The 17,515-nt window shown below is 42.7% G+C and carries 15 protein-coding genes; 14 read left to right on the forward strand and 1 reads right to left on the reverse strand.

The window, feature by feature from the left end; all coding sequences use genetic code 11:
* The first annotated feature begins 165 nt into the window (after nucleotides 1-165).
* The 8 genes from H0266_RS00730 to H0266_RS00765 all read left to right on the forward strand — a co-directional run bounded on the left by H0266_RS00730 (nucleotide 166) and on the right by H0266_RS00765 (nucleotide 10,062).
* Entirely contained in the window at nucleotides 166-1,152 is a 987-nt protein-coding gene (locus H0266_RS00730; protein WP_181470482.1) for a tetratricopeptide repeat protein, read from the forward strand.
* A 169-nt stretch (nucleotides 1,153-1,321) separates the two neighbouring features.
* On the forward strand, nucleotides 1,322-2,611 hold the full coding sequence (tig, locus tag H0266_RS00735) for a trigger factor (protein WP_181470483.1): 1,290 nt from the start codon (nucleotides 1,322-1,324) through the stop codon (nucleotides 2,609-2,611).
* A 326-nt stretch (nucleotides 2,612-2,937) separates the two neighbouring features.
* Nucleotides 2,938-4,215 (forward strand): ATP-dependent protease ATP-binding subunit ClpX, encoded by a 1,278-nt coding sequence (gene clpX, locus H0266_RS00740; RefSeq protein WP_181470484.1) that lies wholly within the window; start codon nucleotides 2,938-2,940, stop codon nucleotides 4,213-4,215.
* Nucleotides 4,216-4,480: 265 nt separating this feature from the next.
* Nucleotides 4,481-6,811: an endopeptidase La gene (gene lon / locus H0266_RS00745; RefSeq protein WP_181470485.1), complete on the forward strand. Its 2,331-nt coding sequence runs from the start codon at nucleotides 4,481-4,483 to the stop codon at nucleotides 6,809-6,811.
* The gene (gene yihA / locus H0266_RS00750; RefSeq protein WP_181470486.1) at nucleotides 6,801-7,388 is read left to right on the forward strand and encodes a ribosome biogenesis GTP-binding protein YihA/YsxC; all 588 of its coding nucleotides are present in this window, start codon (nucleotides 6,801-6,803) and stop codon (nucleotides 7,386-7,388) included. The genes lon and yihA overlap by 11 nt, the downstream gene beginning before the upstream one ends.
* A 252-nt stretch (nucleotides 7,389-7,640) precedes the next feature.
* On the forward strand, nucleotides 7,641-8,465 hold the full coding sequence (locus H0266_RS00755; protein ID WP_181470487.1) for a transporter substrate-binding domain-containing protein: 825 nt from the start codon (nucleotides 7,641-7,643) through the stop codon (nucleotides 8,463-8,465).
* 145 nt (nucleotides 8,466-8,610) lie between these two features.
* A complete protein-coding gene (locus H0266_RS00760) occupies nucleotides 8,611-9,309 on the forward strand; it encodes an amino acid ABC transporter permease (protein ID WP_181470488.1) in 699 nt (232 codons plus the stop codon).
* 30 nt (nucleotides 9,310-9,339) lie between these two features.
* The gene (locus H0266_RS00765) at nucleotides 9,340-10,062 is read left to right on the forward strand and encodes an amino acid ABC transporter ATP-binding protein (protein ID WP_181471680.1); all 723 of its coding nucleotides are present in this window, start codon (nucleotides 9,340-9,342) and stop codon (nucleotides 10,060-10,062) included.
* Nucleotides 10,063-10,186: 124 nt separating this feature from the next.
* Here H0266_RS00765 and H0266_RS00770 read toward each other — a convergent pair whose 3' ends face one another.
* Nucleotides 10,187-10,678, reverse strand: coding sequence for a LiaI-LiaF-like domain-containing protein (locus H0266_RS00770; protein ID WP_343063173.1), 492 nt, complete (start codon nucleotides 10,676-10,678; stop codon nucleotides 10,187-10,189).
* A 243-nt stretch (nucleotides 10,679-10,921) separates the two neighbouring features.
* On the opposite strand from H0266_RS00770, the gene hemA reads away from it, so the two are divergent.
* Genes hemA through hemL form a run of 6 tightly spaced genes read left to right on the forward strand, consistent with a single transcriptional unit; the run spans nucleotide 10,922 to nucleotide 17,122 of the window.
* Nucleotides 10,922-12,295, forward strand: a complete 1,374-nt coding sequence (gene hemA / locus H0266_RS00775) for a glutamyl-tRNA reductase (RefSeq protein ID WP_181471681.1) — start codon at nucleotides 10,922-10,924, stop codon at nucleotides 12,293-12,295.
* A gap of 14 nt (nucleotides 12,296-12,309) precedes the next feature.
* Complete coding sequence (locus tag H0266_RS00780; RefSeq protein ID WP_181470490.1) at nucleotides 12,310-13,128, forward strand: cytochrome C assembly family protein; 819 nt, start codon at nucleotides 12,310-12,312, stop codon at nucleotides 13,126-13,128.
* 19 nt (nucleotides 13,129-13,147) lie between these two features.
* Nucleotides 13,148-14,077, forward strand: coding sequence for a hydroxymethylbilane synthase (hemC, locus tag H0266_RS00785; protein ID WP_181470491.1), 930 nt, complete (start codon nucleotides 13,148-13,150; stop codon nucleotides 14,075-14,077).
* Complete coding sequence (locus H0266_RS00790) at nucleotides 14,077-14,829, forward strand: uroporphyrinogen-III synthase (protein ID WP_181470492.1); 753 nt, start codon at nucleotides 14,077-14,079, stop codon at nucleotides 14,827-14,829. Before hemC ends, H0266_RS00790 begins: the two co-directional genes overlap by 1 nt.
* A 16-nt stretch (nucleotides 14,830-14,845) precedes the next feature.
* Entirely contained in the window at nucleotides 14,846-15,823 is a 978-nt protein-coding gene (hemB, locus tag H0266_RS00795; RefSeq protein WP_181470493.1) for a porphobilinogen synthase, read from the forward strand.
* Between the two features lie 15 nt (nucleotides 15,824-15,838).
* Nucleotides 15,839-17,122 (forward strand): glutamate-1-semialdehyde 2,1-aminomutase, encoded by a 1,284-nt coding sequence (gene hemL, locus H0266_RS00800; protein ID WP_181470494.1) that lies wholly within the window; start codon nucleotides 15,839-15,841, stop codon nucleotides 17,120-17,122.
* Nucleotides 17,123-17,515 lie beyond the last annotated feature (393 nt).

Below are 17,515 nucleotides of genomic sequence, written 5' to 3' on the forward strand. Positions count from 1 at the left end.
ATGAAGTCTTTATAAACGTTGTGTTTAGGGTGTGACTTCTATATGATGTTTCAATAGGTTCATTTTTCTGTGGTATAAAAAAGAACGAATCCAGGTTTGAAACGTCATCTTTAAGGAAAGACTAGAGAAAAGTGCGTATAACTAACGTAATAGGAAGGGTGCTCTATGGAGAATCAAAACGGGAATGTCGTGATGTTTCCCAAATGGAAAGCAAGGCTTGAAAAAGCAGGTCTCCAAGCTTTGAAGGAGAAAAGGTTCCAAGATGCCGTCGATTCTTTACAACCACTGCTTGAGTACGATGTAGCGAATGATGACGTGATTACAGGCTTATTGATGAGTTGGATTGAAATAGGTGAGTTTGAAGAGGCGGAAGATCTGTGCCGGCAGCAAATGAAAGTCAGCTTGGACGAAAACTATTATCATTATTTACATATGTACATAACGATTTTGTTTCAACGGAATAGGTATCGTGAGATCGTCGACTTGCTTGATGAAGTATTCGAATCTGAAGATATTCCACATCAAAGCCGCACACAACTTTGGCAGATGTACGAAGTCAGCCGCAAATTACTGGAAGATTATCATGAAGAACATGGGAAAAAGTTGCAGTCTGATTTCTTTGAAGCGCTCGAACAAAACGATTTACATAGGCAGTGGCGTTCGCTTGAACAATTGAAGAAACAATCAGTGGAGTATTATATGGATTCTTTCCGTGACTTACCAATTGATGAGACGGTGCATCCCATTATCAAGACGTCTATGATTGAATGGTTCAGAGATAGTAAGGTGAGTGAAAAGGTGAGGGTCGTGAAGTTCGGTCAATCTATTGAGATTATACCGAGCGAACTTAATCAATTTCAGTCTGATTATATGATCAAGCAGATCCAAATGCGCCTCGGGGATATGGAGCAGAGCAATCCTACTATGTATGACATGGTCAATCATATGCTCCATAGCTTTTGTTATGTCCGGTACCCAATCTTCCCTGATGAACAGGAAGTTCCTCGTATTGTGGAAGCGTTGAAGCAATTAGGGTACGGTTATTTGCAGCTATCATATGAGCCTGACGTCACTATAGACGGGGTTGAAAAGTATAAAGAAGAGATCGAATTATGCGAACAACATTACACAATTATCGTTGGTGAATCGTAAGGAATTTTGAAAAAATGACTGCTCAGCCTTACATATCTTGAAAGCACATAGGTTTATGTTATAATATAGTGGTTGCAAAAGAGATTCGTATGTATAAAGAGTCATAGAATCAACAGGAAAATCGTCATTGTGACGAAATTGAATGAATAGATGTTGGAGGGAATTTTTTATGTCAGCAAAATGGGAAAAACACGAAGGTAACCAGGGTACGTTAACAGTTGAAGTATCCGCAAGTGAGTTCGACAACGCACTTGACCAAGCCTTCCAAAAAGTAGTTAAACAGGTTCAGGTACCTGGATTCCGTAAAGGGAAAGTACCTCGTAAACTATTCGAACAGCGTTTCGGTGTAGAATCTCTTTACCAGGACGCAATCGATATCGTTCTTCCAAAAGCGTACACGGAAGCAGTTGAAGAAACAGGAATCGAGCCTGTTGATCAGCCAGAAGTTGACGTGAAGCAAATTGAAAAAGGCGAAGGTGTCGTTTTCACTGCTGAAGTTACGGTTAAGCCTGAAGTACAACTTGGCGAATACAAAGGCCTTGAAGTAGAAGAGCTTAGCACAGAAGTAACAGAAGAAGACGTGCAGAACGAACTAAAACAAATGCAAGAAAAACAAGCAGAGCTTGTCGTCAAAGAAGACGCTGAAGTGGAAAATGGCGACACAGTCGTTATGGACTTCGAAGGCTTTGTTGATGGTGAAGCATTTGAAGGTGGACAAGCGGACAACTACTCTCTAGAAGTTGGTTCTGGTTCATTCATTCCAGGCTTCGAAGAGCAACTTGTTGGTAAGAAAGCTGGAGAAGAAGCAGACGTAGTCGTGACATTCCCAGAAGAATACCACGCAGAAGACCTTGCAGGTCAAGAAGCTACGTTCAAAGTGAAGCTTCACGAAGTAAAAGGGAAAGAACTTCCTGAACTTGACGATGAATTCGCAAAAGATGTTGACGAAGAGGTTGAATCTCTAGATGAGTTGACGAAGAAAACGCGTGAGCGTCTAGAAGAGCAGAAGAAGACAGATGCAGACAACCATAAGCGTGACATCCTTGTAAACAAAGCTTCAGACAACGCAACAGTTGAAGTTCCACAATCCATGGTTAATACAGAACTTGATCGTATGGTTCAAGAATTCGAACAGCGCTTGCAAATGCAAGGCATGACAAAAGACATGTATTTCCAGTTCACTGGTCAAGATGAAGATGCACTACGTGAACAAATGAGTGAAGATGCTGCGAAGCGCGTGAAAACGAACTTGACTCTTGAAGCGATTGCTGAAGCGGAAAGCGTTGAAGCTACAGAAGAAGACGTTAACGCTGAGCTTGAGAACATGGCTTCTATGTACCAAACAGACGTCACTCAGTTGACGCAAATGCTTGGTGGCAACACAGACATGATCAAAGAAGATCTTAAAGTACGTAAAGCGATTGACGTACTAGTAGCGAATAGCAAATCTGCTGAATAATGCTTCATGAAGACAAGGTGCGATCGTCGCGCCTTGTCTTCTCATATATTTTGAATCAATCAGGTATAGCGGGAAGATGAACTGGATACGATGAATGATACTTCCCTCGTTTTACATATGATAATAGTGATATCCTTTTGTTTGACTTATCCATCACATATCTACATAATGAGGTTGGTGCAAAAGAGCTCGCACACCTCTATAATAGGTATTGCTTTTTTGTTTGGAGTTTATTTGATATGATGGGCAAAAGAAACTGAATCGTTTAGTCCAATCTTTAAACTTCAGTCGCATCTATTGCGTCATTTTATTAAGGGGTGAATTATATGTTTAAGTTCAACGATGAAAAAGGACAGCTTAAATGTTCTTTCTGCGGTAAAAGTCAGGATCAAGTTCGCAAACTTGTCGCAGGGCCTGGCGTATATATTTGTGATGAGTGTATTGAATTATGTACTGAAATTGTAGAAGAAGAACTAGGGAACGAAGAAGAAGTGGAATTCAAAGAGGTTCCGAAACCTCAGGAAATTCGTGAAATTCTGAGCGATTACGTTATCGGTCAAGACCAAGCGAAGAAAAATCTTTCTGTAGCTGTCTATAACCATTACAAGCGTATCAATGCTGGTGTAAAGAATGACGATGTAGAACTGGCGAAAAGTAACATCTTGATGCTTGGGCCGACGGGTAGCGGTAAAACTCTACTTGCTCAAACGCTAGCACGCATCTTGAATGTACCATTTGCTATTGCGGATGCTACATCTCTAACAGAAGCGGGTTACGTTGGGGAAGATGTTGAGAACATTCTTCTTAAACTGATTCAAGCAGCTGATTACGATGTAGAAAAAGCTGAAAAAGGCATCATCTACATCGACGAAATTGATAAAGTGGCACGTAAATCAGAAAACCCTTCCATCACGCGTGATGTATCAGGTGAAGGTGTACAACAAGCGTTGCTTAAAATTCTCGAAGGTACGCAAGCGAGTGTTCCTCCACAAGGTGGACGTAAGCATCCTCATCAAGAATTCATCCAAATCGATACAACCAATGTACTCTTTATCGTTGGTGGTGCCTTTGACGGAATCGATCAAATCATTAAACGCCGTCTAGGTAAGAAAGTCATCGGCTTTGGCTCTGAACAGGGTTCTAGTGAAGAAGAAAAGAAAGAGTTGCTTACTCGTGTACTTCCTGAAGACTTGTTGAGCTATGGATTGATTCCTGAATTCATCGGTCGTCTTCCGGTTATCGGAAGTTTAGAGCAGCTAGATGAGGAAGCACTTGTGGAAATCTTGACGAAACCTAAGAATGCGTTAGTCAAGCAGTACCAAAAGCTCTTCCAAATTGATCATGTAGAGCTTGAGATGGAAGAAGACGCTTTGCGTGAAATCGCTCGTCTTGCCATCGAACGTAAAACAGGTGCACGTGGGCTCAGATCCATCATTGAAGGGATCATGCTTGATGTGATGTATGAGCTTCCTTCTAGAGATGATATTGAGAAGTGTATCATCACTCAAGAGACAGTGAACGCGGATAATGGCCGTCCTAAATTAATTCTGACGGATGGTACAGTCGAGGACCAAAATAAAGAGACACCTAAAGAAAGTGCATAACTCGCTTTAGGCATTCATCTTTTTACAAGAAGCCGCGCTACAAGGAATCGTAGCGCGGCTTCAATTGTATTAATGATGTCTGGTCCTTTTATCATCGGATGAAAGTGATGCCCATGGCTCATAATAGGAATAGCGAATGAAAGGCCCCTTGCGCATATGTGTGAGGGGGTTTCCGTGTTTCCATACATCGGTATCCTTGCGTTTACTTTCCATTAAGTTTTATATATGATTAGAATACGAATTGGCATATACGGAGGTGCTAGTAATGACTGAAAAACAACGAACTCAAATCCCCCTCCTTCCCCTCAGAGGATTGTTGGTGTATCCATCTATGGTACTTCACTTAGATGTGGGGCGTGAAAAATCTGTTCAAGCACTTGAACAGGCAATGATGGACGACAATGAAATCTTCCTACTATCTCAAAGAGAAGTGAACATTGATGAACCCACTTCTGAAGATATGTACAGCGTAGGAACGGTTGCTCGGGTCAAACAGATGGTGAAACTGCCAAACGGTACCAACCGCGTACTAGTTGAAGGATTATACCGTGCAAGCGTTGAAGAGCTGAATGAAAGTGACGACTTTTACAAAGCGAATATTTTGAAATTAGAAGACGAACATGAGGACAAAAATGAAGAAGAAGCTTTGATGCGTACGTTGATCAATCAATTCGAACAGTATGTCAAAGTCTCGAAGAAAGTCAGTCAGGAAACGTTCAATACGGTTTCTGACATCGATGAACCGAGTAATTTAGCGGATATGGTTACGTCTCATTTGCCCATTAAATTAAAAGATAAGCAAAAGATTCTCGAGACAGGGAATGTGAAGAAACGTATCCAGAAGCTTATTGAACTGATCGGCAACGAACGAGAAGTCCTGCAAATTGAACAAAAAATCGGGCAGCGCGTGAAAAAGTCCATGGAAAAAACCCAAAAAGAATACTACTTACGAGAGCAAATGAAAGCCATTCAGAGTGAATTGGGTGATAAAGATGGTAAAACGGGAGAAGTCGCCCAACTGAAAGAGAAAATCGAAGAAGCTCAGATGCCTGAGCGTATCGAAAAAATCGCTTATAAGGAATTGGGGCGCTATGAGAAAGTTCCTCAAAGCTCCGCTGAAAGTTCTGTCATTCGGAATTATATTGAATGGTTAGTGTCTCTCCCTTGGCAGGCAGAAACAGAAGACAACCTGGACGTCCTTAATGCGGAAAGGATTTTAGATGAGGACCATTATGGTTTAGAGAAAGTGAAAGAGCGTGTACTCGAGTACATTGCTGTTCAAAAACTTACTCAAACGATTAAAGGACCGATCCTATGTTTAGTCGGCCCTCCAGGTGTCGGGAAAACTTCGCTTGCGAAGTCTATTGCTCGTGCCATCAACCGAAAGTTTGTCCGGATTTCACTAGGGGGCGTGCGTGATGAAGCCGAAATTCGTGGACACCGTCGTACGTATATCGGAGCTATGCCAGGACGTATCATTCAAGGAATGAAACGGGCGGAAACGGTCAACCCGGTTTTCCTTTTAGATGAAATTGATAAAATGGCAAGTGACTTTAGAGGAGACCCTTCTTCAGCTATGTTAGAAGTATTAGACCCTGAACAGAACAGCTCGTTCAGTGATCATTTTATTGAAGAGACGTATGATTTATCTAAGGTCATGTTCGTCGCAACGGCGAATACGATGGCGTCCATCCCGGGTCCTTTGCGCGACCGTATGGAAGTCATCACGATCGCTGGATATACAGAAGTAGAGAAACTGCACATAGCTAAAGAACATTTGCTCCCGAAACAAGTGAAGGAAAATGGACTTGAGAAAAGTCAGATCCAGATCAGGGAAGATGCTATGCTGAAGCTGATACGTCGCTACACGCGTGAGGCAGGTGTACGTGGGTTAGAGCGCGAGTTAGCGAGCGTTTGTCGTAAAGCAGCTAAGATATTGGTTGCAGGAGATAAACAGCGCGTCGTGGTCACGGAGAAACAGTTAGAAGAACTCCTTGGCAGACCGAAATTCCGTTACGGACAAGCTGAACTTGAAGATCAAGTCGGTGCTGCAACGGGTCTCGCATATACAACAGCTGGCGGTGACACTTTATCCATTGAAGTATCCATCTATCCTGGTAAAGGAAACCTGACGTTAACAGGAAAGTTAGGGGATGTCATGAAGGAATCCGCTCAAGCGGCCTTCAGTTACATTCGCTCCCGTGCAGAAGAGTTGCACATCGATGCCGATTTCGTGGAAAAAAATGATATTCACATCCACGTCCCTGAAGGAGCGACTCCGAAAGATGGTCCATCTGCTGGTATTACGATGGCGACAGCCCTTGTATCAGCCCTAACCGGCCGACCTGTCCGTAAAGAGGTTGGGATGACTGGTGAGATCACGCTAAGAGGTCGCGTGCTTCCGATCGGTGGTTTGAAGCAGAAAGCGTTAAGTGCGCACAGAGCTGGATTGACTAAGATCATCATTCCGGCTGAAAATGAAAAAGACTTGGAAGATATTCCAGACAGTGTGAAAAAAGGATTGACGTTTGTTCCAGTTAAGCACTTGGATGAGGTATTGGATCAAGCATTAGCGGAGGAAATTCATGAAGGTTAATTCAGCAGATATCGTCATCAGTGCAGCCAGTCAAAAGCAGTATCCTAAAGCGCCTATTCCAGAAATTGCCTTAGCTGGACGTTCCAATGTCGGTAAATCGTCATTTATTAATAAAATGATTCAGCGGAAGAACCTAGCCAGAACATCTTCCAAACCAGGGAAGACACAAACGTTGAATTTTTACATCATCAATGATCTATTCCATTTCGTTGATGTCCCTGGGTATGGATACGCTAAAGTGTCCAAAACAGAACGGGCTAAATGGGGCAAGATGATGGAGGAGTACTTTGCTGAAAGAGAGCAGTTGCGTGCGACTGCTCTCATCATTGACGTTCGGCATAAGCCGTCGGAAGACGACAGGGTCATGTACGATTATTTAAAGCATTTTGATGTACCGGTTATGGTCATTGCTACAAAACTCGATAAAATCAAAAAAGGCCAACGAGCCAAGCAATTAAAGTTGGTCCGCGAAACGTTAGAGATCGAAGATGAAGACGCACTGATTCCTTTTTCTTCTGAAACAGGAGAAGGGAAAGACGTCGCATGGAAAACCATGCTTTCTCATCTTCAGCTATAAACAAAAGCCACTTCTATAATAGAAGTGGCTTTTTTTCATAGTTTGCCAGTCAGTATTGTAAATTTTATAAGCATTTCACAGTAAATGTAAGCATTATGCCCATTTTTTGGGTGAGGGACTTGTTGAAATATCTATTTAAGCTAAAATCAAGATTTGTACTTTTTGGGAAAAGTTAGAAATCGAGGTATAATGAAAGGTGTCGCAATAATTCGAAAATTAATGCTTTACGATGAAGGGGAGGATTTGGAGCATATGAAGAAATGGTTATTTATGATGACACTTGGGTTGATCATGATGGTTGCTTTGGCTGCTTGTGGTAGTAGTGAGAGTGGCGAAGAGGGTGCAGATGAAGGCACTTCCGGAGAGGAAGGCGAGACTAGTTCTGAGTATGACCTAGTGGAAGACGGGATGTTCACATACGCTGCCTCCGGAGAATTTCGTCCCTTTAGTATGACGAGCGCAAGTGGTGAAATGACTGGATTTGATATCGACGTTGCTCAAGCAGTCGCTGAGGAACTTGGACTTGAAGCAAATCAACAGAAACAGAAATTCGCTTCTATCGTAGAAGGAGTGAAGACAGGTCGATTTGATGCAGCGGTTGCGAGTCATACGATTACAGATGAGCGTGCCGAGCAGGTCGATTTTTCAACACCATACTACTATTCAGGTGCACAAGTATTCACAAGACCAGATAGTGATATTGAAAGTTTAGGTGACCTGGAAGGTATGGAAATCGCTGTTTCTAAAGGGTCTACGTACAGTACGTTTGCTGAAGAAGTGACTGATAACATTAAGACTTATGATAGTGATGTTGTCGCATTACAATCCTTGTCTAAAGGGCGTCATGATGCCGTGATTACAGACTTCTTGACAGGAAAAGAAGCGATGCAACAAGACTTGGAAATTGAAGCGAAAGATATGATCGAACGAAGTGAGCAGGCGATTGCTGTAGCCAAAGGGAATGAGAAATTGCTAGAGGATATCAATGCTGCCTTAGAAACATTGCGTGAAGATGGAACACTCGCAGAAATCAGTAATGAATACTTCGGTGACGATATCACAACAGTACCTGAATAAGCATCTGTGAATGCCAGAGGAAAAAAGAGTGCGCACATGCGTGCTCTTTTTAGTCCTCTCATTAGCGAACGAGCAATAAGGTAATTATGTAGATTTTAGGTATAAGATCAAGTGCATAGCATCAAAAAGATGAAGCGTTTTTTAAATGGATGAGGAGTTGATCGAGTTGTATTTAGGTTTTGTATCCTTTTGGTCAGGCTTTTTTGAAGCACTAATCAACAGCCGCGGTATATTTTTCGAAGCGGCACAAGTAACATTGGCACTAACGGCAGTGTCTATATTCATTGCTTTGTTTATCGGATTGTTTTTTGCTCTTCTTAAAATCTCCAACATTAAGCCACTCGAATGGCTTGCGAATGCTTATATATACGTCGTTCGCGGAACACCTCTTATTGTACAAATCTTCGTGTTTTTCTACGGACTGACTAGTATTTGGATGATTAGTGGATTCTGGTCCGTTGCGCTAGGTTTAGCTTTCCACAATGGTGCGTACATTGCTGAAATATTCCGAGGCTCCATCCAGTCTATCGGGAAAGGCCAATCGGAGGCTGGACGCTCATTAGGTATGAGTCAGTCTTTAACAATGAGGCGGATCATTTTACCCCAAGCTTTCCGTCGTGCCTTACCACCACTCGGTAATCAATTTATCATCGGGTTGAAAGATTCATCTTTGGCTGCTTTTATAGGCGTCCAGGAAATCTTTGCGCTTGCCACGACAAGAGGGGCAAATACATTTGATTATATGACATGGCTCCTTGTTTGTGCGGTCTACTACTTAATTCTTGTCTTCATCCTTACACTTGTTGTAGGTTTAGTAGAGAAGAAATTGTCTGTTAGTGATTAATGGAAGGGGACGTTTGGATTGAGAAAGAATATGATTGAAGTGCATAAGCTTAACAAATATTTCGGAGACTTACATGTGCTCAAAGATATAGATTTCAATGTTGAGGAGAGTGAAGTGGTTTGTTTGATCGGGGCCAGTGGGTCTGGTAAGAGTACGATGCTCCGTTGCTTGAACTTCTTAGAGATGAAAAATAGCGGAGAGATTCTTCTGAAGGGGGAAGAGGTCGACCCAAGGAAGAACGATCTGAACAAGGTGCGTCAACAAGTCGGAATGGTGTTTCAACACTTTAATCTTTTCCCACATAAAACCGTCCTTGAGAATGTAATGGAAGCTCCTACTCAAGTGAAGAAAACCTCCAAAGCGGATGCAAGAAAAGAAGGGAAAGCATTGCTGGAGAAGGTAGGGCTTGAGGATAAAGCCGATGACTATCCGTCTCGTCTGTCAGGTGGTCAAAAGCAGCGTGTAGCGATAGCGCGTGCTCTAGCCATGAAGCCTGAAATCATGTTGTTTGATGAGCCAACTTCAGCCCTCGACCCGGAGCTTGTAGGAGAAGTGTTGCAAACCATGAAGGACCTTGCCAAAGAGGGGATGACCATGGTCGTCGTCACTCACGAAATGGGTTTTGCCAGGGAAGTGGCGGATCGTGTTGTGTACATGCATGATGGGAAAATCGTTGAAACTGGCGCGCCGAAGGATATGTTTGAAAATCCACAAGAGGAAAGGACCCAAGCCTTCTTGAGTTCAATCTTATAATGAAAAAGACGATGAATTTTGGTTCATCGTCTTTTTTTCTACAAACGATATACAATTAAGGTGATTCCATGACTCTGAAGAGATGGTTTAGAATATCTAGGATGGGTAACATATCAAATAAGGTTTACGATTTTCGCGATAATAGATACACACCGAACCCGATCAGAGCAAGGGGCCAAAATCGTTTGATAAGCAACACGATGTCTTGAATCCAATTAAACCAGCCAGGAGTCGTTGGAGTGAATAAAGCAAAAGCTCCAATTCCGATAAAAATCAGTGCAGGCACCAATCCGGATTTCACTTTTTGATACCTCAGAAGAAAAGCGATTCCGATGATCAGTACATAAATACCCCAGTGGTCCCTCCAAAAAGGGAACTGATGGATGGCGTGGAAATGAATGCCGAAACCTAACAGGAGAGCTCCCGTAAATATATTGGAATATTCATTAGCCATGTAACTATGTAATAACAACGCGACACCCACAATTACGAGAAGAGTGGGCCACGAGTAATAAGGGCTCAGTTCAGGGAGGTTTAATTGGCGTAAAAGAAAGTAGGCTCCGAAGCCAATTAGTAAATACCCCATCAATGAGTTTTGTTTTTTCAACAAAATCACGTCCTTTAACCATGGTATAGAAGTGCCGTATCCTTGCGAAAGTGCTCAGGTTCTGGTATATTACAATCGGATTATAAATTATAGTTGTTCTAAATAAATAGTTATAATTTTCTATACAATGTAACTTCATCCTATCACAACAGGTTCAAAATCTGTTCATATTTTTTCAAAAAAATTTTAGCGGATACATGTTATACTAGTAGATATGAAATCAGTATGGAACGTTTAATGGGGGTAGATGTAATGCACATTTTAGCTGTCGGTTTAAACTATAAAACAGCCCCTGTGGAAATTCGGGAAAAGCTCACATTTTCAGAGGATCACTTACAAGAAGCGATGATCGAACTGAATGGACGCAAAAGTGTTCTTGAAAATGTGATTATTTCTACATGCAATCGTACGGAAATTTATGCTGTTGTCGACCAACTGCATACTGGACGTTACTATATTAAGCAATTTTTAGCGGATTGGTTTAACGTCGAGAAAGAGGAGTTCTCTTCTTTCCTTTCGATTTATGAAACAGACGGTGCGATTGAACACTTGTTACGAGTGACGGCTGGCCTCGATTCCATGGTTCTAGGGGAAACGCAAATACTAGGACAAATGAAACAAGCTTTCTTAAGAGCACAAGAAGCCAATACGACGGGTACGATTTTCAATCAATTGTTCAAGCAGTCGATTACCATGGCGAAAAAGGCTCATAAAGAAACAGAAATAGGAGAGAACGCCGTTTCTGTCAGCTATGCAGCTGTTGAACTAGCTCGTAAGATCTTCGGTGATCTTGTTCATAAACACATCGTTATTCTAGGCGCTGGAAAAATGGGAGAGCTTGCAGCGAAGAATTTACATGGATCAGGAGTCAAACAAGTATCTGTTGTAAACCGGACGTTGTCTAAAGCTCAAGTTGTTGCGGACCAATTTAATGGACATGCACATACGATGGAGGATTTGGATGCCGTACTTTCTGACGCTGATATTGTCATCAGTTCGACGGGGGCCACGGATTATGTCATCACACGTGATCGTATGGAGCCGATTCATAAGAAGAGAAAAGGCAAGCCTCTATTCTTTGTAGACATTGCTGTTCCGAGGGATTTGGATCCGGCAATGGAAAGTTTAGAGAGCGTTTTCCTTTACGACATCGATGATTTACAAGGTATTGTAGATGCGAACTTGGAAATGCGTAAACAAGCCGCTGAGCAAATCGAATTGATGATGGAAGCGGAAATCGTGGAGTTCAAAGAGTGGTTGCAAACGATCGGAGTCGTTCCTGTCATCTCAGCTCTTCGTACTAAGGCGTTGTCTATTCAAGCCGAAACGATGAAGAGTATTGAGCGTAAAATGCCTGAAATGACCGATCGTGAGAAGAAAGTCATTAGTAAGCATACGAAGAGCATCATCAATCAAATGTTGAAAGATCCGATTCTTCAAGCCAAAGAACTGGCCGCTCAGCCTGATTCGGATGAAACGCTTCAGTTATTCACTCAAATCTTCGGCATTGAAGAGCAAGTGGAGGACGAGATAAAGAAGCAGGAGAAGAAGAACGAAAAATCGGGGGAAGAAGAGAGTGAAGAGCCTACGCCTTTCTCTGTCATCGCCCCTATTGTTAACTCCTAAGGATGGATGTCCATATGTTAGATTTTAAATGGGTGTATGAACTCATTCTATTGCTTTATGGACTCAGTCTAATTGGATACTTTATTGACTTTGTACAGACGAACCGGAAGGCTAACCGTATAGCCTTCTGGTTACTTAGTATGGTTTGGGTTTTACAAACCTTTTTTTTATTGACTCAAGTACTCGTTAAAGACAATTTACCAATTATGACAGTCTATGATGGCCTTTATTTTTATACATGGATTCTGGTTACTTTTTCTTTGATCATTAATCGGTTATTTCGAGTCGATTTTCTCGTTTTCTTTACAAACGTTGTTGGTTTTCTAGTGATGTTGATACACATTTCCACACGGGCACAGAATGACTTGAAAGATCAAGGGGTCGAATTAGTTAATGAAATGCTTGTCGTGCATATCAGTTTAGCGATTCTTTCTTATGGCTTCTTTACCTTATCATTTATTTTTTCAATTATGTATCTGTTACAATATCGAATGTTGAAACAAAAGAAGTGGAACGCCAAGCTTTTTCGTCTCGGTGATTTAACGAAGCTGGATCATTCCTCTTACGTTGCCGTCATTCTAGGGGTCCCTCTCTTATTGATCGCCATTATCTTGGGAGTGACCTGGGGGTATGTATCCCCGGATACCTTTTACTGGTATGATTCTAAAACGCTTGGATCTTTTCTTGTGTTACTCGTTTATGTCGTTTATTTAGTGTTACGGGTGATCAAAGGATACCAAGGACGAGCGATTTCCATTTTTAATAGCGCTGCGTTTTTATTTTTATTGATCAATTTCTTTTTATTTGGTTCATTATCTAACTTTCATTTTTAGTTGTTGAGGAGGAAGAAGTGTGAGAAAAATCGTCATTGGTTCCAGAAAAAGTAACTTAGCTATCACACAAACAGAATGGGTGATCGAGCAGTTGAAGAATATCGATCCTTCCTATGAGTTCGAAATCAAAAGAATTTCGACAAAAGGAGATCGCATTCTGGATGTGACCTTGTCCAAGGTTGGAGGAAAAGGCCTGTTCATCAAAGAGATTGAACAAGCGATGTATGATGGTGAAATAGACATGGCTGTTCACAGCATGAAAGATATGCCAGCTGTCGTGGCCGATGGACTGACGGTCGCTTCCATTCCGATTCGAGAAGACCATAGAGATGCATTCGTGTCGAATGACCATGTTGCTCTCAAGGATTTACCAGAAGGGGCCGTTGTCGGAACAAGCAGCTTGCGTCGTAGCGCTCAAATCAAGGCGGTTCGTCCTGATGTTGAGATCCAGTGGATACGAGGCAATATTGACACGCGTCTAAGGAAGCTGAAAGAAGAGAACTATGATGCGATTGTTTTAGCGGCTGCAGGTTTGAAGCGTATGGGTTGGGACGATGACGTCGTGACAGAATATCTAGAGCCAGACGTCTGTGTGCCTGCCGTTGGGCAAGGAGCACTAGCGATTCAATGCAGAGAAAACGACTCCGAACTTCGTGGTTTCTTAATGAAACTGAATCATGAATATACAGAAGCAACCGTTAAAGCTGAGCGTAAGTTCCTTCATGACCTGAACGGAGGCTGCCAAGTACCGATTGGCGGTTATGCGTATCGAAAAGGGGATGAACTGGTTCTGACAGGACTCGTGGGAAACCCTGACGGAACGACGATATTGCAGGAAACGGCTACCGGAACGGATCCTTTAGAGGTGGGTAAAGAAGTAGCCGATCGTCTGAAAGCCCAAGGTGCACAAGAGATTGTCGACAAGGCAAAAGAGGAGTACGATCAGTAATGCAACCCTTTGAGGGGAGACGTTTTCTCGTAACAAGAGGAAAGTCTCAGGCGGGTTCGCTTATAAAAGCGATTGAAGATCACGGAGGGGAAGCGATTCATACCCCTCTGATCGCTTTTCAATTGAATGACTCTTGGGAAAATCAAGAGGTCCTTCGGCAACTTCACGACTATTCATGGGTTTTCTTAACGAGCTCTAATGGTGTGAAGTTTTTTTTCGCTTTGTTGAAACAATGGGGAGTTGCTGTTCCGGATCATGTGCGATTTGCTGTGATCGGCAAGAAAACGAACCATGCCCTTCATGACTATGGATATGAAGCAGGCTTTATCCCATCTTCTTTCAAGGCATCTGTAATGGGGCCGGAATTCTTTAAGCATTTTCCGAAAAGTGAAAAGATCTTGTACATACGGGGCAGCCGTTCTCGGGATGTGTTGCTGAAGGTCTTTCAAGAACAGCGTGTCTTTTTCCAAACGGTAACGGCTTATGATACGCTACTACTAAAGGAAAACAGAAACAAACTCGTAGAATATATCAATGAAAACCAGCTAGATGCCTTAACGTTTACGAGTCCTTCAACGGTTCTAGCGTTTAAGGCTATGATCGACAAGGGAAAAGCATATGAGCTCCCTTGTTTCTGTATTGGACCTACAACAGCTGAACAAGCAGATAAGGAAGGGTTCACATCTGTTTTTATGCCTGATCAATACACAATTGACGACATGATGAAACAAATGACAGAGTATTTTAGATGAAAAGGGGAACGATAGTATGTCAGATTTACAATTCAAGCGCCACCGCAGGCTTCGTCGCACGGACTCTATGAGGGCGCTAGTTAGAGAGACCCACTTGCGTAAAGACGATCTCATTTACCCCATTTTCGTTGTAGAAGGCGAGCAAGTGAAAAACGAAGTGGCTTCTATGCCAGGGGTTCACCAAGTTTCCTTGGATTACTTAACAGAAGAGATGAATGAATTGGTGAATTTGGGCATTCGCTCCGTCATCGTATTCGGAGTTCCTAGTGAAAAGGATGAAGTCGGCAGCCAAGCCTATCATCAGGAAGGGATTGTTCAACGGGCCATTCGCCAGATCAAAGAAGAGAATCCTTCTTTGACCGTAATCGCCGATACTTGCTTATGTCAGTATACAGACCACGGCCATTGTGGCATTGTACGTGATGGTGATATCGACAACGATGAATCGTTGAACTACTTAACACAAACCGCCGTCACACAAGCAGAGGCGGGAGCAGACATCATTGCTCCGTCTAATATGATGGATGGTTTCGTAGCCGCTATCCGTAAAGGTCTGGACGAAGCTGGTTTCAGTAACATCCCTGTGATGTCCTATGCCGTCAAATACGCGTCTGCGTTTTATGGTCCTTTCCGTGATGCTGCCCACAGTTCTCCGCAATTCGGCGATCGTCGTGCTTATCAAATGGATCCATCCAATCGTTTAGAAGCGATTCGTGAGGCTCAGTCTGATGTGGACGAAGGAGCGGACTTCTTGATCGTCAAACCAGCGCTCGCTTACCTTGATGTCATGCGTGAGGTGAAGGATCGCTATAATTTACCGCTTGTCGCTTATAACGTGAGTGGCGAATATTCCATGATTAAAGCGGCAGCGCAGAACGGCTGGGTGAATGAACAAGAGATTGTCATGGAGAAACTGACATCCATGAAACGAGCAGGAGCAGACTTGATCATTACGTATTTTGCAAAAGACGCGGCCAACTATTTAGATCAATAAGGAAGGGTGTATAAGATGAGAAACTTCGAACGTTCAACAACAGCCTATCAAAAAGCTGTAGACGTCATGCCTGGTGGAGTGAACTCGCCAGTTCGTGCCTTCAAGTCGGTTCAAATGGATCCGATTTTCATGGAAAAAGGAAAAGGTTCCAAACTGTATGACATTGATGGAAATGAATATATCGATTACGTCCTGAGCTATGGACCTCTCATTCTAGGTCATGCGGATGAAAAAGTGGTCGAGTCATTGAAAAGCGTGACTGAACTTGGGACAAGCTTCGGTACGCCTACGACGATTGAGAACGACTTGGCTGAGCTTGTCATCGATCGTGTACCATCCATTGAAATGGTTCGAATGGTCAACTCAGGTACAGAAGCAACCATGAGTGCCCTGCGTGTTGCGCGAGGCTATACAGGTCGTGATAAGATTCTGAAGTTTGAAGGAAACTATCATGGGCATGGCGATTCGTTGCTCATTAAAGCAGGCTCAGGCGTCGCTACATTAGGTCTGCCTGATTCTCCAGGTGTACCTGAATCTATTGCTCAAAACACGATTACGGTCCCTTATAATGATATAGAGAGCGTTAAATATGTATTTGAACAATATGGTGATGACTTAGCTGCCGTCATCATGGAGCCGGTTTCCGGTAACATGGGTGTTGTCCCTCCAAATGAAGGTTTCCTTCAAGATCTTAGAAAGTTAACTGAAGATAACGGCACCGTGCTCATTTTCGACGAAGTGATGACCGGTTTCCGTGTCGGTTACCATAGTGCTCAAGGTCACTTTGGTGTGACGCCGGATATGACGTGTCTCGGTAAAGTCATTGGTGGTGGACTTCCTGTAGGAGCTTATGGTGGTAAGCGTGAAATCATGGAACGTGTCGCGCCTGTAGGAGATATTTATCAAGCTGGAACTTTATCCGGGAACCCTCTTGCAATGACAGCTGGACTCGAGACCATCACGGCCATGGATGAAGAGGCATATGCATCGATTAATATAAAAGTGGACCGCTTGATTGAAGGGTTTATGGCGGCTGCTGAGAAGCACAATATTCCATTAACAGCGAACCGTGCTGGTTCCATGGTCGGTTTCTTCTTCACGAACGAGCCGGTAACGAACTTCGAGACGGCTAACGGTTCTGATTTAGAGATGTTCACGCGCTATTTCCAAGGTATGATCGAAGAGGGGATCTATCTCCCGCCTTCACAATTTGAAGGGCTGTTCTTATCTGTGAAGCATAGTGATGAGGATATTGAGAAGACGATTCAAGCAGCGGAAAATGTATTTGCTACGTTATAACAGAAAAGCTCAAAAGGCGGAACCTCAGGGTTTCGCCTTTTTATGTGTGCCCGGCCTTCTGTCCGAATAAGTCAAGGTATCCGAATTCGTGTATCACTTGTCCTAATCCTTCTGTTGATTGTCTGAAATATGATTTCTATTTTCATTGTGAACTTTCTGTGAGGGCTTATTGGCACCTCCGACAATAGCGAGGTACTACAAATTAAACGATCCATTTCCATCTATATGGATGAATGTCCGCTTGTTGGAGCAATCATTTGTAGGTTTATAGATTAATCTTACTAAGAATGATGCTTATTTGGTGGGTTTCCGCATAACCTAACGTATATCTACTCAACTATTGCATAGGTTGATTATAGAGACTAAGTATTTATTATACTTTGGGAGGGGACT

This window comes from Halobacillus locisalis, assembly GCF_013694105.1.
In the GTDB taxonomy this organism is placed as follows: domain Bacteria; phylum Bacillota; class Bacilli; order Bacillales; family Halobacillaceae; genus Halobacillus; species Halobacillus locisalis.